General features: G+C 64.5%; 14 protein-coding genes. 3 read left to right on the plus strand and 11 right to left on the minus strand.

All coding sequences use genetic code 11. The features are described from left to right. Positions 1 to 935: 935 nt before the first annotated feature. The 9 genes from GGD67_RS05005 to GGD67_RS05045 all read right to left on the minus strand — a co-directional run bounded on the left by GGD67_RS05005 (position 936) and on the right by GGD67_RS05045 (position 10,993). The gene (locus GGD67_RS05005) at positions 936 to 2,435 is read right to left on the minus strand and encodes a tripartite tricarboxylate transporter permease (RefSeq protein WP_179731225.1); all 1,500 of its coding nucleotides are present in this window, start codon (positions 2,433 to 2,435) and stop codon (positions 936 to 938) included. A gap of 12 nt (positions 2,436 to 2,447) precedes the next feature. Then, positions 2,448 to 2,915: a tripartite tricarboxylate transporter TctB family protein gene (locus GGD67_RS05010; protein ID WP_179731227.1), complete on the minus strand. Its 468-nt coding sequence runs from the start codon at positions 2,913 to 2,915 to the stop codon at positions 2,448 to 2,450. After that, positions 2,912 to 3,718: a carboxymuconolactone decarboxylase family protein gene (locus GGD67_RS05015; RefSeq protein ID WP_179731229.1), complete on the minus strand. Its 807-nt coding sequence runs from the start codon at positions 3,716 to 3,718 to the stop codon at positions 2,912 to 2,914. The genes GGD67_RS05010 and GGD67_RS05015 overlap by 4 nt, the downstream gene beginning before the upstream one ends. Positions 3,719 to 3,731: 13 nt before the next feature. Continuing rightward, positions 3,732 to 4,505: an SDR family NAD(P)-dependent oxidoreductase gene (locus GGD67_RS05020; RefSeq protein WP_179731231.1), complete on the minus strand. Its 774-nt coding sequence runs from the start codon at positions 4,503 to 4,505 to the stop codon at positions 3,732 to 3,734. A gap of 11 nt (positions 4,506 to 4,516) precedes the next feature. Then, a complete protein-coding gene (locus GGD67_RS05025; protein WP_179731233.1) occupies positions 4,517 to 5,545 on the minus strand; it encodes an acyl-CoA dehydrogenase family protein in 1,029 nt (342 codons plus the stop codon). Continuing rightward, positions 5,545 to 6,756, minus strand: coding sequence for an acyl-CoA dehydrogenase (locus GGD67_RS05030; RefSeq protein ID WP_179731235.1), 1,212 nt, complete (start codon positions 6,754 to 6,756; stop codon positions 5,545 to 5,547). Before GGD67_RS05030 ends, GGD67_RS05025 begins: the two co-directional genes overlap by 1 nt. Positions 6,757 to 6,813: 57 nt before the next feature. Beyond that, a complete protein-coding gene (locus GGD67_RS05035) occupies positions 6,814 to 8,031 on the minus strand; it encodes an ABC transporter substrate-binding protein (protein WP_312009887.1) in 1,218 nt (405 codons plus the stop codon). A 63-nt stretch (positions 8,032 to 8,094) separates the two neighbouring features. After that, complete coding sequence (locus GGD67_RS05040) at positions 8,095 to 10,221, minus strand: acetate--CoA ligase family protein (RefSeq protein ID WP_179731236.1); 2,127 nt, start codon at positions 10,219 to 10,221, stop codon at positions 8,095 to 8,097. A 1-nt stretch (position 10,222) separates the two neighbouring features. Next, entirely contained in the window at positions 10,223 to 10,993 is a 771-nt protein-coding gene (locus tag GGD67_RS05045) for an enoyl-CoA hydratase/isomerase family protein (protein ID WP_179731238.1), read from the minus strand. Positions 10,994 to 11,181: 188 nt separating this feature from the next. Here GGD67_RS05045 and GGD67_RS05050 point away from each other — a divergent pair, with 188 nt between their 5' ends. After that, entirely contained in the window at positions 11,182 to 12,162 is a 981-nt protein-coding gene (locus GGD67_RS05050) for a tripartite tricarboxylate transporter substrate binding protein (RefSeq protein ID WP_179731240.1), read from the plus strand. Positions 12,163 to 12,183: 21 nt separating this feature from the next. On the opposite strand, the gene GGD67_RS05055 is transcribed toward GGD67_RS05050, so the two are convergent. Beyond that, positions 12,184 to 12,870: a TetR/AcrR family transcriptional regulator gene (locus tag GGD67_RS05055; RefSeq protein ID WP_026201583.1), complete on the minus strand. Its 687-nt coding sequence runs from the start codon at positions 12,868 to 12,870 to the stop codon at positions 12,184 to 12,186. A gap of 108 nt (positions 12,871 to 12,978) precedes the next feature. Here GGD67_RS05055 and GGD67_RS05060 point away from each other — a divergent pair, with 108 nt between their 5' ends. Continuing rightward, on the plus strand, positions 12,979 to 13,863 hold the full coding sequence (locus tag GGD67_RS05060) for an SMP-30/gluconolactonase/LRE family protein (RefSeq protein ID WP_179731242.1): 885 nt from the start codon (positions 12,979 to 12,981) through the stop codon (positions 13,861 to 13,863). A gap of 12 nt (positions 13,864 to 13,875) precedes the next feature. On the opposite strand, the gene GGD67_RS05065 is transcribed toward GGD67_RS05060, so the two are convergent. Further along, positions 13,876 to 14,790, minus strand: coding sequence for a LysR family transcriptional regulator (locus GGD67_RS05065; protein ID WP_179731244.1), 915 nt, complete (start codon positions 14,788 to 14,790; stop codon positions 13,876 to 13,878). A gap of 148 nt (positions 14,791 to 14,938) precedes the next feature. Here GGD67_RS05065 and GGD67_RS05070 point away from each other — a divergent pair, with 148 nt between their 5' ends. Further along, the gene (locus GGD67_RS05070; RefSeq protein ID WP_179731246.1) at positions 14,939 to 16,030 is read left to right on the plus strand and encodes an LLM class flavin-dependent oxidoreductase; all 1,092 of its coding nucleotides are present in this window, start codon (positions 14,939 to 14,941) and stop codon (positions 16,028 to 16,030) included. The last annotated feature ends 10 nt before the right edge of the window (positions 16,031 to 16,040 follow it).

Here is a 16,040-nt window from a genome sequence, read left to right on the forward strand (position 1 = left end):
AGTCGCGCGCCTTGAGCGACCTGCCCGCCGGCAAATGGCGGGACGACAGCCGGTTGCGATTGCACTGCGACCGTCGGGGCTTGCGGGGCGCGCCGTGAGGTCGATCGGACCCGCGCATCGTTTCGCCTGGTTGGCGCACGGCGAACCGACTGTTGCGTCGGGGCTTCGACAGTCACGGGCGGAAGGGAATTACCGCCCTGAGGCGTTTGGGATTGAGCAGGCGATTCGAACCACGTCAGCCACGCCACACCACCCAGCAGCGCCGCACCAAAGCGAGCTACCGTCTTATCCCCACCCGCACGTCGCATTCCAGAAAGTCCTTCATCAATAGCGCGCAGCCCGCCGTGAAGCGGCTTCCGCGTTTGGCCAGCAACGACCATGGATCGAAGAGCAGCTCTTCGTATCCGAGCTCGGCCGGCATGCATGGCCCGTCAATCAGTTGCTCTGCAGACGCGCACGCGCGTTTGCTGCCTTCGTCTTGGCGGCAACATCCGAACGTCAGCGATCTGCATCGCCTCTTTAAAAAGACGCCATCGTGACGGCAACGCAAATGCGTGCGCGCGACTTAGAATGCCTCGATCATCGCCAACCGGGAGGAGAATGTCTGGAACGATTCAAATGCGCTTTCGATGATTGCAGATCGGTGCGGTCAAAATGCCGCAGGAAGATTCGCCGGGAGTGCGGTCGTCAGGAATGCTTCGGCGCCATCACTTCGTTGCTGTGGCCTTTATTGCGACGACATCTGCCGCTGCGTGAGGTACGCTCGATCTCAGCGAGATCATGATCCGGCTGATGATGGCCGCAATGCCGATAGGTCCGGGGGTCGCGACAGGACGGACGGGGCTGCTCAGATCGGCGGAAATTGCCGAGCGTTACGACATTCTGGTTGCGAGACGGGCGATGTTGAGCTGGTGGATCCGGCTGATGCCCTCATCTCATTCCTGCAGCGCCTCCTCGCGCCGCGCCCGGATCGTGGGCAGCATGATCAGGAGAATCGCGATGGCGGCCGCGGCCAGGAGGCTCGCCGAGAGCGGCGATGTGAGCAGCACGGTGACGTCGCCGCGCGACAGCACCATGGCACGGCGAAAATTCTCCTCGATGGCAGGGCCCAGAACCAGCCCCAGCAGCAGCGGCGCCGCCGGCAATTGCAGCTTGATCAGGACGTAGCCGAACACACAGAACATCGCGGCCTCGTAGACCTCGAATGTTCCGCTGTTGATGGAATAGACGCCGATCGAACAGAACACCATGATCGCCGGAAACAGATATCGGTAAGGAATGGTGAGCAGCTTCACCCACAGCCCGACGAGCGGAAGATTGAGGATCAGCAGCATCAGATTGCCGACCCACATCGAGACGATGAGGCCCCAGAACAGGGTCGGGTTCTTCGTCATCACCTCCGGGCCCGGGTGGATGTTGTGGATGTTCATGGCGCCGACCATCAGGGCCATCACGACGTTGGAGGGAACGCCGAGCGTCAGCAGCGGAATGAACGAGGTCTGCGCGCCTGCGTTATTCGCCGATTCAGGCCCTGCAACGCCTTCGATGGCTCCTTTGCCGAACTGCTCGGGATGCCGCGACAGCTTCTTCTCGAGCGTATAGGACGCAAAGGACGAGAGCACCGCACCGCCGCCGGGCAGGACGCCCAGCAACGTGCCCAGGGCCGTACCGCGCAGCATCGCCGGCACCATGCGGCGGAAGTCGTCGCGGGTCGGAAACAGATTGGTGATCTTCTGGGTGACCAGCGACAGCTTGTCGTCCTGCTCGAGATTCTTGACGATCTCGGCAAAGCCGAAGATGCCCATCGCCAACGGCACGAAATCGAGACCGTCGAACAGCTGGGGAATGCCGAAGGCAAAGCGCTGGCTGCCGCTGTTCAAATCGGTGCCGACGAGGCTGAGGAGCATGCCGAGCACGACCATGCCGATGCCCTCGATAAACGGGCCGCTCGACAGCACCGAGGCGAGGATCAGCCCCAGGATCATGAGCGCGAAGAATTCCTTTGGGCCAAACAGCAGCGCCGTCGCGGTCAGCGGGCCTGCAAGGGCGGCCAGCGCGAGCGTGGCCACGCATCCTGCAAAAAACGAGCCGATGGCAGCGGTGGCGAGCGCGACGCCGGCGCGGCCCTGCTTCGCCATCTGGTAGCCATCGATCGTGGTCACGACGGAGGAGGATTCGCCGGGCAAATTGACGACGATGGCAGTGGTCGAGCCGCCGTACTGCGCGCCGTAATAGATTCCGGCGAGCATGATCAGCGCGGCGTCCGGCGGCAGCGCATAGGTGATCGGCAGCAATATCGCGATAGTTGCGAGCGGGCCGAGGCCGGGAAGCACGCCGATCAAGGTCCCGAGCAGACATCCGAAGAAGGCGTAGAGCAGGTTGGCGGGCTGGGCGGCGGTCGCAAAGCCGATCGCCAGATTGTGGACGAGATCCATCGATCGGCCCGTTCAGGTGAGAAGGGACGGCCAGACGGGCAGCTGCAACCCGAGACCGTAGACGAAGACGGCAAGACACAGCGCAATGAGCACCGCCGCATTCGCCAGCGCGCCTGTCCAGGTGAACTCGGAGCTGGCCCGGCTCGACACCATGATCAGCACGAACAATGCGCCGACCAGACCGAGCGGAAACAGCAAGGCTGCGAACAGGACCACGGACCCGGTCACCCAGGCGAGCCCCTTGAAATCCCATTTGCGCAGCAGCTGCCGTTCCGCGGCGGGCTTCATGGCACTGAGAATCACGACGAGGCCGATGGCAGCGAGCACGATCGCGAGCAGGCGCGGGAAATAGCCCGGCCCCATTCGCGCGACCGTGCCCGCGGGGTAGCCGAGCGCCGCCACGAAGAAGAAGATTGCAAAGGCGAGGAACAGGACACCGGACGCGAAGGCCCTGTGATTGCGGATCGCCAATCCCTTCATGCTCGCTCTCCCTCGCCCGGCCCTTCCCCGCTTGCGCCGGCCATCGACGAACGCTCATCGAGGGCTTCCATCAGAACCGGCACTCCGATGGCGCAGGCATGAACGCCTAGATGCGCGGTCATCTGGAGAACCTGCAGGATCTCCCGCTGGCCGATGCCGAGCCGCAGGGCCCGTTTGATCTGCACGCGCAGCCCTTGCGGGTTGAGCGCCGTGAAGCAGGCGTTCAATGCGATCGAGATCAGACATTGCGACCGCTGGTCGAGGCCCTCCCCGGCCGCTCCGCCCGCGAGGAGATCGAACAAGAGGGCGAAATAGCCGGGATCGTGTCGCAGCCACTGCTCGCAGAAGTCAGGCCAATCGCCGAACCGCGCGACATAGGCATCCCGCAGCACCCTCTGCTCGTCCGAGAGCTCGCCTTGATCGACCTCCAGGCCCGCGCTTGCCAGTTCTTCCGCGAGAATGCCGACGCCGACGTTGCAGCCGTCGAGCCCCTGGGCCGTTGCGAGACGGAATACATCGACGATCTCCCGCGCCGACGCCCCCTCCTGAAGCGCGAGGCCGAGGTGCAGTGCGAGCCCTGAGCGGAACAGATGCGTCGCTGAGCCATCGAGCGCGACGTAGATCAGCTCCCGCATCTTGGGAGACAGCGGCCCCTTTTCGGCGGCATAGCCCGCATACTTGCCGTAGGTCTGAAGAAATTCGGGATCGAGGCGCAGCAGGCCTTCCGTCCAGGGCCGCCAATAGCCGCGCGCCTTGATATAGGTCTCCTTCAGCACCTGCTGTTCCGGCGTCAGACTGGACATGGCGATCGCACCGTCAGGCAATATTGGTCAGGGTGATCCCGCCGTCGACGGTGAGCACCTGTGCCGAGATGAATGCGCTGTCGTCGCCGGCGAGGAAACAGATCGCCTTGGCGATGTCGTCGACCGTGCCGAGCCGCCCCAGCGGCGTTCGTGCGATCCGGCGCGCATCGAGCTCGGCGTTGCGGTTGCGCATGGTTCCTTCGGTCGGGATCGCCGAGGGCGCCACCGCGTTGACGCGGATGTTGCGCTCCCCGAGCTCCGCCGCGGCTGCGCGTGTGATGCCCATGACGCCGGCCTTGATGCCGCTGTAGACGATGCTGTTCTTGGCCGAAAGCAGACCGGCCACCGAAGCGACGTTGACGATCGCACCGCCACGTTCGGCATCCATGACTTCCGCGGCCGCCTGGATACCCCACATCACCGACTTGAAGCCGATATTGAGCATGCGCTCGACGGTCTCCGGCGCGATGTCGGCGACCGATTGATAACGGACCCAGGCTGCGTTGTTGACGAGGATGTCGAACCGTCCCTGCCGCTCCGCCACTCCAAGCACCGCCTGCCGCATGCCGTCGCGACTGGACACGTCCTGCGTAACGGCCAACGCCTCGCCGCCGGAGGCCTTGATCGCATCGACCGTGCCGTTCACGAATTCCGGCTTCAGATCATTGACGCCGACAATCGCGCCGCGTGAGGCCAATTTGAGCGCAGTCGCACGGCCGATGCCGTTTCCGGCCCCGGTGACGAGTGCAACGCGGCCCGCGAGCGTCTGATCCTTGGTCTCGGTCATGGTCATCTCCTTCATGCTCCTGCCTCAGTGAACGGAGCAATTTCCGATACGTAACGGCGGCCAAATGCGCTGATCAGGCCGCTGGCATCGCCCTGCGCTTGCAGCGTGCGGATCCGGCGCAAATGACGATGCACCGGGATGTCCCAGGTGAAGCCCATACCGCCATGGATCTGCAGCGCGCCTTCGCTGATCGAGCTGCCATAGGTTGCCGCGGCCAGGAACGCCGCATCGCGCTGAACGGAACCACTCCCCTCGGACAGGCTTCGCGTGATCGCATGACGAATGCTCTCCAGCCCCAGCTTCTGTCGCGCCAGCGCATGACGAATGGCTTGATTGTAGGACAGAGCGTGACCGAACTGCCGGCGCGTCGACGCATGCTCCTGCGCCAGCGACAGGCAGGCCTCGGCAGATCCCAGGATGGCCGCGGCACGCAGTACGTTGGCGTCTGAGCTGAGCATATCCCACGTGTTCGCCGGCAGGATCGAATCGATGGGGATGCGGACCCTCTGGAGACGCACCGCGTGTTCCGGCACAGTCAGATCGAGACCTGCCGCGTCTTCCACCACAACGCCTTCGGCATCGATCGGAATCAATGCCGCAGCACCTTCGCCGATCCGGACCAACAGATAGTCGATCTTGTCCGCGCAGGGGGCTCGCGCAACCCAGCCGCTCAACACGACAGCTTCCCCTTCCCGCTCGGCGACAGCCTCGCCCTGCCACGCGATGGACACCAACGTCTCGCCCGAGACGATCGCGGTGGCGAGATGCGGCAGCGACTGCTGGAGCAGGCGGCCGGCAAAGAGCGTCTCGAGCAGCGGAAAGCCGAGCAGTCCGGAATGGGCGGCCGCGATCACCGGCACCGCGAAGCCGAGCGGCAGGGCAAGCCCTCCGACCTCCTCGTCCGCGATGATGCCGAGCAGTCCGTCACCGGCGAGATTGCGCGCCTGCGCCCGCATCTCCTGCCCCGCACAGGCGACGACCGCACGCGTCGCGGTTGCGGCGAATTCGGCGGGCTGCAGTCCTTCACCGGCCAGGATCATCACTTGCCTCGCGAGAGCTGGAGGATCCGATCGGCGATGATGCCGAGCTGGATCTCGGTCGTGCCGGCATAGATCGTTTCGGCGCGGGCCTGCAGATAGATCGCCTCGAACCGCCGCCGCGCCACCTTGATCGCCGCGAGCTGCGGCAACATGGCCTGCTGGAGCAGCTCCAGGGCGAGCGCGGCAAAGCGCTGATGCGATTCGCTCCAATAGAGCTTCGCAAGGCTGCCCCGCGCGCCGATCTTGTCACCATTGACGAGCGCCTCGACGGCGGTCTCGACATGTGCTTTCAGCACCTCGATCTCGACCGCGACCTCGCCGAGCCTGACCGCGTAGTGATGATCGTCGACCAACTGCGACAGCGCGGCGTCCGCCTTGCAGACCGAAATCAGGTGGCGCAGCTCGTTCTCGAAGCGCCAGGCGCGATACATGCGGTTGGTGGCGCGCTCGATCTCCAGCACGCGGATCGCCGCGGCCCAGCCCTCGTCGGGCGCGCCGATCGCATCGGTCTGGGCCACCTCGACCTCGTCGAAGAACACCTCGCAGAAGCTCTCGCGGCCATCGATCGACTTGATGGTCTGCACCCGCACGCCCTTCGCATCGAGCGGCACCGCGAACATCGCAAGGCCGCGATGGCGGTCCTCCAGCGGCCCGGTGCGGGCGAGCACGAGACAGCGTTGGGCCCGGTATGCGCCGCTGGTCCAGATTTTCTGGCCGGTGATGCGCCAGCCGTCACCGTCCCGGGTGGCGCGGGTGCGGAGCCCCGCCAGGTCGGAGCCGGCTTCGGGCTCGGAAAAACCCTGACACCAGATGTTGCGCATGTCGAGGATCGCAGGCAGGAAACGCTGCTTCTGCTCTTCGGTCCCAACCGCGAGAATGATGGGACCAGCAAGCTCCTTGCCGATTGAGTTGACGCTTTCGGGCATCGCGAGCGCGCCGATCTCCTGATTGGCGATCAGGTGCTCTCGCAAGGAGCGGCCGTGCCCACCATAGGCCTGCGGCCAGGTGATGCCCGTCAGCCCGGCGCGGTACATCGCCGCCTCCCAGGCAATGGACTGCTGAAGTGTGGGCGATGCGAATGCAGCGCTGTCGCTGCGGAAACTGGCGGGCAGATTGCCATGCAGCCAGCGACGCATCGCGCCGCGATAGGCTTCACCCGTCAGGTTCTCCACCGCGACGGCTTGCATCGATACCGCTTCAACCACGCTCATCGCACGCTTCCTGCTTTCGTCATATCTGCCGACATGTCCTGCCCGGCCGCCAGTCCTTCACTGCGACTTGAGAAGATCGCAGGCGCTCTCCGATGCCGGCCGCCACGCATCCTCGGGCGCGATCGTGCCCGTGATGTCGTAATAGTCGTAGGTGTATTTGGATTCCGTCGGAGCCTTGATGCGCGCGACATAGAGCGGACGCATGACCTGGCCGTCAGCCCTGATGCTGACATTCTTCATTTCGAAATCGTTGATCGGCGCGTTCTTCATTTGCCGCATCACGGCATCACCGTCGTCGGAACTGGCGGCAGCGACCGCCTTCAGATAATGCGTGATGGCGCTGTAGGTGGCGGCCTTGCCCTCATTGAGAAGCTGACCATTCGTGGCCTCGGCATAGCGCTTGGCAAAGGCCCGGCTCTCCGGCGTCATGTCCCAGTAGAACGGCGTTGTCAGCCGCACGTTCTGAAGATCCTTGAGACCAATTCCGTGCGTCTGGCTGATCATGAGGCCGAGGGGAACAAGCAGTTGCGATTTGGTCAGTCCGAACTCCTGCGCCTGCTTGATCGCATTGGCGAAATCCGCGCCCGAATTGGCGAGCGCAATCGCCTTGGCGCCGCTGGCCTGTGCCGTCAGCAGGAACGAGGAGAGATCCGACGAGTTGAGCGGATGCAGCACCGAGCCCACCACCTTGCCGCCGCCCGCTTCGATGAACTTGGTCGCATCCGCCTGCCAGGCCTTGCCGAAGGCATAATCCACCGTCAGGAAAAACCAGCTATCGATCCCCTGCGCGAGCAGGGCTTTCACGGTGGCCTTCGGCTGGGCATAGGTATCAACCACCCACTGCGTGGTCATCGGCGAGCATTTGTCGTTGGTGAAGAACGAGCCCGCGGTGCCGGCCAGAAGATAAGGCTTCTTGCGGTTCTTCATGATATCCTGCACGGCCAGCGCGATCGACGACGCCGAGCAGCCGACAATGGCGTCGACACCTTCGTTGTCGACCCAGCGCAGCGCGATGGCGACGCCGATATCGGGCTTGTTCTGGTCGTCAGCGATCACGAGCTCGATCTTCTTGCCATTGACCGTTCCGCCAAAGTCGCCAACCGCGAGCTTAGCCGCGGCGACCGAGCCGAGGCCGCAATTGTCGGCATAGGGGCCGTTCTGGTCGTTCATGATGCCGATCTTGACGACGTCGCCGGAGATGCCCTGTGCGGACAGCGGCGCATTCGTGAGCAGCAAGGCAATCATGCCGAGCGCAGTGATCGTCGATCTCTTCACCGTTTCCTCCTGCTTTGACGCGCTTCCTCTGGACCGGCTTCTGCCGGTTCTCTTCGTTTAGATTCAGTGTGGGACCGGCCGCTCTCCGTGCGGGATCAGCAGCGCATCGAGCGCCACGGCCCCCTCGCCCTCCGCCCGTAGCAGCAGCGGGTTGACGTCGATCTCGGCGATCTCATCGACATGTGCGGCGGCAAAACGCGACAACGCGGCAACGGCCGAGGCCGCAGCTGCGAGGTCGGCCCGCGGCCGGCCGCGCGCGCCGTCGAGCACCGCGAACGCCTTGAGCGATTTCAGCATGGCCATGGCCTGCGTCTCGCTGACCGGCGCCATCTCTACGGCGGAGTCCTGGAGGATCTCTGCGAAGATGCCGCCGAGGCCGACCATCACCACCGGGCCGAAGACGGGATCGATGCGGCTGCCCAGGATGAGCTCGGCGACGCCCTTGGCCATTGGCGCTACGATCACACCATCAATCGTTGCATGCGGCGCCCTGGTGGCGACGCGGTCGCGCATCTGGGCGTAGGCTCGCCGGACCTCGGCCTCCGAGCCCAGGCCTACGACCACACCACCGGCTTCGGTCTTGTGCGGCAGATCGGGCGAGGCAATCTTGAGCACCACGGGATAGCCGATCTCGCTGGCGGCACGCGCCGCCGCATCGACATCCTGCACGAGACGCTCGGCAAGGACTGGAACGCCGGCCTCGGCCAGCGCGCGCTTGGCTCCGAGCTCGTGGCGGAAGGCATCGGTCGGGAGCGGCCCCGCCAGCGCGACGGCCGCGGGCGCGTCCTGCGGACGCTTCGACACCGCCTGCAATCGCACCAGCGCGGCGATGGTTGCGCAGCAGCCGTCGAAACTTTCCACCGTCGGAAAGCCCAGTGCGTGCAGCTCGGTCAGCGCATCCTCCGGACCGTCGACGCACAGGATGACGGGACGGTGCGGAAATTGCGTGCGGATGTTGCGCAGCGTGTCCATATAGATGGATCGCAGGCGCGGCAGGTGCAGCGAGAACGGCAGCGGCAGGATCACCGCATCAGCGCTCTCGTCCGCCACGACGGCGGACATGATCTTCTCCAGAAGATCCGGACGGCTCGACATCTGCGCCGTGGCGTCGACCGGGTTGCGGGCCGATGCGAACGGCACCAGCTCAAGAATCTGCCGCTGCGTCTCCTGTCGGAGTTCCGGCAGGGTCAGCCCGACCGCTTGTGCCGCATCCGCGAGCAGCACGCCGAAGCCGCCCGATGCGGTGAGGATCGCGATGCCCGGCCCCTTCGGCAGCCGATCCGGCAGCAGGATCGATGCGGCGTGGCCGAGATCGATGAGCTCGTCGATGCTGCGGACGCGCACCGCGCCGCAACGGGCAAACAGTGCGTCGAATACGGCGTCCGATCCGGCCATTGCTCCGGTGTGCGAAGCCGCGGCAGCCTGCCCAGCCGCCGACGTCCCGATCTTCATCGCGATGACGGGCTTGCCGGCATCACGCGCCTCCTCCAGCGCCGAGATCAGGCGGCCGGCGTCACGGCAGGCTTCGAGGCAGCACAGGATGACCTTGGTAGCGGGATCACGCGCCATCCAGGCGATGCCGTCGGCGATGTCGATGTCGCACTCGTTGCCCGTCGTGATGAAGCGGCTGACGCCGACACCGCGCTCGCTGGCGAGCCGCATGGTGTAGCTGCCGAGATTGCCGCTCTGCGACACGATTCCGAGCGAGCCGGCAACCGGCATGCTGTGCTCGAGCACGATCGAAAACGTCGCGATGCTCTTCTCGGCGATGCTGACCGCGCCGAGGCAGTTCGGCCCCAGCAGGCGCATGCCGCCATTGCGCGCGGCGACGCGCAGCCGCTCCTGCATCGCGCAACCCTGCTCGCCGAGCTCGGCAAAACCGGACGAGAACACGACGACGCTGCGGACGCCACGCGCGGCGCACTGCTCCACGGCCTCGCCCGCGCGCTCCGCGTCAACCGCGATGATGGCGAGATCCGGCGCCTCCGGCACCTCGGCAACGGAAGCATAGGCCTTCAGGCCCTGCACCATCGCGGCCTTCGGGTTGACCGGATAGATGCGGCCTGCGTAGCCGTGGCGACGCAACAGATCGACCGGCCGGCCACCGATCTTGGTCGCCTCTTGCGAGGCGCCAATGATCGCGATCGAACGCGGCGACATCAGCGCGTCGAGACCTTCTCCCGGCCGCATCTCAGCGCCCCTTGAACACCGGTGCGCGCTTCTCCAGGAACGCCATCCGCGCTTCCTTGGCGTCTTCCGTCTTCGACAGCGCCATGGTGATGTTCTGCTCGAAGCGATAAGCGTCGCGCGGCGGCATCAGCTCGACCATGTTCGCCGCGTTCTTGGCGTATTCCATCGCGATCGGGCTCTTGGACGCGATCTCCCGGGCGAGCTTCATCACTTCGGGGATCAGGTTTTCCCTGGTCGTGCAGGCCTCGATGATGCCGAGGCGGTAAAGCTCGGCGGCCGGCACGCGATAGCCGGTGAAGAACATGCGGCGCATCAGGGAGCGGCCGAACAAGGTGTTCAGCATGGCCGCACCACCGGCGAGCCCGACATTGATCTCGGGCATGCCGAACACGGCCTCTTCGCTGGCGTAGAAGATGTCGCAGGAGGCCATCAGGCCAACGCCGGCCCCCAGCGCAACGCCGTTGATGGCCGCAATGACGGGCTTTGAGCATTCGCGGATGCAATTGCCGGTCTCGCGCGTGATCCGGTTGTGGCTGTGGAACGCACCGATCTGGGTCGGATCCGGACGATCCTTCAGATCCGCGCCGCTGCAGAACACCTTTCCGGCTCCGGTCAGGATTGCGACCCTGACGTCGCTGCGCTCGGAAATCTCGTCGAACACGGCGACGATGCGGTCGCGCATCGCGCGATCGAGCGCATTCACGGGAGGCCTATTCAGCGTCACCAGCGCGATGTGGTCGGACACTTCGAGGGTGACGATATCTCCTGACATGGCTTCCTCCTGGGCTTCTGCTTGCCTGGTTTGTCTTGCTTGTTATCGCCTGACCGATCGGTCAGCTTTTCGCGGTGATAGCACCGAACGTCGCAGCTGGCAATATCCTGCCGATGTCCTATTGACCGACCGATCGGTCAGCCGATAGATTCACATGCAATCAAAGAACGACCTTGAGGAGGACTCGCATGCCCAGGATCAGCCGACGCCAGGCGGCAACTCTGATCGCCAGCGCCCTCGCCGCTCCGCTTGCCGCACCTGGCATCGTGAGAGCGCGCTCCTCTCAGACGGTTTTCATCATTGTGCCTTATGCGCCCGGCGGCTCCATCGACAGCCTGATGCGCTCGATCGCGAAGGCGATGGCGGAAAGCCTGGACCAACCGGTTCTGGTCGACAACAAGCCCGGTGCCAACGGCATCGTCGGATCGCAATATGTGGCGCGCGCGCCGAAGGATGGATCGGTCCTCTTGGCCGGCGGCACCGGCCCGATTTCGCTGAACGTGCTGCTGCGCAAGAACCTGCCCTACAAGCTCGCGGATTTCGTCTCCGTCGCCATGCTCTGCAACGGCCCGCTGTCGCTGACCGTCAACGCGCGGACGCCCGTCGCCGACGTGAAGAGCTTCGTCGCCTATGCGAAAGGGCGCGACAAGCCGCTGTTCTACGCTACCCTCGGTCCGGGCAGCGTCACTCATCTGTTCGGAATCATGATGAGCAAGTCGATGGGATTTGCCGTCACCGACGTCGCCTATCGCAACAATCCGGCCTCCATCATGGAAACGCTCTCGGGAGAATGCGACCTCAATTTCGCAACGCCCGCCGCAGTCATCGAGCACGCGCGCAGCGGTCAGCTTCGCATCCTCGCGGTCTCCTCGGACAAGCGCATGGCCAGCTTCCCGGAGATCCCCACCCTGGCCGAATCCGGCTATTCCGACCTGACGGCATCGTTCTGGACCGCGCTGCACGCGCCTGCGGGCACGCCGCGCGATGCGATCGCGCGGCTGAACGCGGCGGCCAACGCCGCGATGCAGAAGCCCGAGATCGCAAAACAGCTCGAGACCGACGGCTTGATGGTCGATACCGGCGCACCGGACCGGCTCGACGCGCAGCTGACCAAGGATGCCGCGCTCTGGGGACCGGTGATCAAGGCGCAGAACATCGTGTTGGAATGAGGCCCGGCCACCAGCCGCCGCTCAGCGCGATTTGCGCCGGCCTGTCTTGAGCGGCTCCTTGGGCGGCACCGCTCCGGGAAGCTCGACCAGCTCGCCGCTTCGTAGCCCATTGAAGATCATGTCGAAGAAGATCTCCGCGATCTGCTCGGGGGTCGCGGACTTGTTGGGGTTGTACCAGCGATGCATCCAATTGAGCGAGGAAAGGATAAGCCGCCCGGTCATGGGAACGTCGACCTTGCGGATTTCGCCGGCATCGATGGCTTCCTGGATCAGGCCGCGGAGAAAATTCTCGAAACGGTCGCGGCGCGTCAGCCGCTCCTTGTGCCTGTGGCGATCGGGATCGTTCCAGAAGGCGGTCGTGGAGGCGATCCAGGCCCAACGATAGCGCCGGAAGTATTCGGCCGTGGCGACCATGAACGCGCGGATCTTCTGCGAGGGCGCCCCGTCGGGAATGCGATCGCGCACGAACAGATAGAGCTCGAGCGTCGAGCCGACCGCCACGCGCGCGTAGATCTCGTCCTTGTTGGCGAAATGGTGGTAGAGCAGCGACTTGGAGATGCCGCAGGCGAGCGCGATATCGCGCATCGACGTTCCCTCGAATCCCTTGCTGGCGAACAGCCGCCCGGCTTCGGCAAGAATCTGCAGCACGCGGTCGGAGGCCTCGGCCTGGTTCGCAACGCCGTCCTTCATCGTTGACAGTTCAGTCATGAAGCCTGCAATCCATTCGGCGGCCCGGCGCCAACCAGAGAACCCTGGAATGAAACTAGTTTTTCACAGACCGATCGGTCAAGCCCGGCGCCCACTTCGAGAGGAACCATGAGCGCAATCCGGATTATGCGCCTCGGCGCGACAAAGGACCAACTCGGCGAGAGCCCGGTATGGGATGAGCGGCGGAAGCGCTTCTTCTGGATCGACGCGCTGGCCGGATTGATCCGCATGCGCGACCTCGCCACCGGTGTGGCGGACGCGTTCAGCGTGCCTGCGCCGATCGGTTCGATGGCCCTGCGAGACGATGGCGGCGCGGTGCTGGCCATGCGCCACGGATTTGCCGGTTACGATTTCGACAAGCGCACGCTGATCGAGGGACCGTCGATCGGGCTGGACCACCCGAAGCTGCGGCTGAATGACGGAAAGGCCGATCCCCATGGCCGCTTCCTGGCAGGCACGATGCACAGTGACCGCGCCGAGGATGAGACGCCGCTGGGCGGTCTCTACCGGCTGGACGCAACCGGCGCGGTGGAGCTGCTGGAGACCGACCTTGCCGTGAGCAACGGACCGTGCTTCAGCCCGGACGGCCGGACATTCTATCTCGCCGACAGCGCAAGACGGATGATCTGGGCCTATGACTACAGGGCGGAGGGTCCCCTCGCGAACAAGCGCGTCTTCGTCGAGACGGAGGCGCAGCAGTCTGGTTGCGACGGTGCAACGATCGGCTCGGAAGGCTACCTTTGGTCCGTCCTCGTGCGCATCGGCAAGATCGCGCGGTTTGCACCTGACGGGACGATGGTGCGGACGATCGACATGCCGATCCGTCACCCGACCAGCCTCGCCTTCGGCGGACCCGATCTCGACGTCCTCTACGTGACATCGATCTCGCGCAGCCACGCGCTCGCCGACGATCACCCGGATGCCGGCGGCCTGTTCGCGGTCGAAGGCCTCGGCGTGCGCGGGCTGCCGGCGCACTGGTTTGCTTCGGGCTAAGCGCGACCTCGATTACTGCGATCGCTTGACCTGCTTCGGTACGTTCTCCGCCATGTAGTCCACGAACACCCTGATCTTCTCCGGCAGATAGCTGCTCTGGAGAAACGTCGCGTAAATGCCTTCATCGAAGGTGGAGTTCGTCACCCGGAAGCCCGGCAGCAGGCGGATCAGACGCCCGCTCTTCAACTCCTCCGCCACGGTGTAGTCGTCCAGCAGGGCAATGCCGTGCCCGGAAACGGCGTGATCGCACAGCACCACGCCGTTGTTGCTACTGAGGGACGAAGGCACGACGATCTCGCGCAGCCGGTTCTTGCGCATGAACTTCCAGACCACGTCGTCGGGACCCATCCAGTAGGTCAGGCAATTGTGGCGGGTGATGTCCTCCGGTTCGCGCAATTTCGGCATCCGGCCGACATAGTCCGGTGAAGCCACGAGAATCCGCTCGCTCCTCAGCAGCCTTCGCTGCATGAGGCCCGCGTCCTTCGCCGCCTGGATCTGGAAGTCGACGTCGAATTCATCTTCGCGAAGCTGGGGACGCCGCTCGGACAGACGCAGCTCCACCTTCAGCTCCGGATAGAGCTTCTGAAAGCCCGGTATCAGGGGCGAAAGCACCTTGATGCCGAACAGCGTCCGCGAGTGCACCCGCAGCGTTCCACGCGGTGCAGTCTGAAGCGCAAGCGCCGCGGCTTCGGCATCTTCGATGCCGTGCAGCACCTGCTCGGTGCGCTGGAAGAAGATCTTGCCGGCATCGGTCAATCCGAGATGGCGCGTGCTGCGGTTCAACAGCTGCACGCCGAGCTGCGCCTCGAGCTCGCCCACGTAGCGCGACACCGACGCCGGCGAGAGCCCGACGCGGCGCCCGGCCGCGGAAAAGCTGCCTTCACGGACGGCGCTGACGAACAATTCCATGGCCTGAAGGCGATTCATTCGATCTTTTCAGATTTTGCAAAGGACATGCTCAGATTACGTCAATTGTTCGAAAAAGCTCAAGCCCCTAGCTTGCTGAGAACGCGTCGCAAAAGCGACGAGCGGCCGCAAGCGCGGCCGAGAAGCAATCCGGTGGAGGACGCAACCGATGGAATTCGGCGTATTCATTCTGGCGCAGCAGCGCGGCTATCATCAAAGCTCGCAGCAGGTCATCAACAACGCCGTCGAGCAGACGGTTATCGCCGAGCACGCCGGTTTCGACACGGCGTGGTACGCCGAGCATCATTTCAACAATTACAGCCTCTGCCCCTCGCCGCTGATGATGGTCGCGCATTGCGCCGGCCTGACCAGGCGCATCCGCCTCGGCACTGCGGTCTGCGTGCTGCCACTGTACAATCCGGCGCGACTGCTCGGCGAGATCGGCTTTGCCGACACCGTCTCGAACGGCCGCCTCGATCTTGGCATCGGCTCGGGCTACCAGAAATTCGAGTTCGATCGCTTCGGAATCGATCTCGACCATTCGCACGCGCTGTTCGCCGAATTCTACGACGTGCTCGAGGCCGGCATGCGCGAACGCATCTTCTCCTATGACGGCGAGCACCTGAAGATGCCGCCGACCGCGATCGCCGTGCGCACGGTGCAGAAACCGATGCCGCCGATCTGGGTCACGTCCGGCCATGGCGAGACTCTCGGCCGCGCCATCCGTGACAACCACAATCTGTTCGTCACCGCGCTGCTCAACGGCCTCGACGCCATCAAGGCGCTGCGCGAACGTCTCGAGGGGATCGCGGCTAACGAAGGCCGTTCCATCGACGACACGCATTTCGGCTTCCTGCGCTGCGCCTATGCCAGCGACAATGACAGTGAGATCCAGTCCTATCTGGACAATGCGCGCTTCCAGCGCCGGCTCTCCGAAAGCCTGAAGTTCCGACGCGCCCAGAGCGACGACGGCTATCTGATCAAGGAAGAAGCCGGCCCGAACGATATGAGCCTGGAAACGATGCGCAGCAACCTGCCCGTCGGCAGCGTCAACCAGGTGATCGACCGTATGCTGGAAGAGATCAGCATTCTCAAGCCGTCCCATATCGCGCTTCAGACCCAGCTCGGCGATTTCGATCAGCGCACGATGCTGCGCCAGATCGAATTGTGGGGCAGCAGGATCATCCCCGCGATCCGGAAAGAGCTGAAATCCGCCCCTGCCGGTCGCGGCACGATCGCGGGCGACGCGGTTTCGGCATAGCGCGGCGCCA

It is taken from the genome of Bradyrhizobium sp. IAR9 (genome assembly GCF_013408065.1).
Lineage (GTDB): Bacteria > Pseudomonadota > Alphaproteobacteria > Rhizobiales > Xanthobacteraceae > Bradyrhizobium.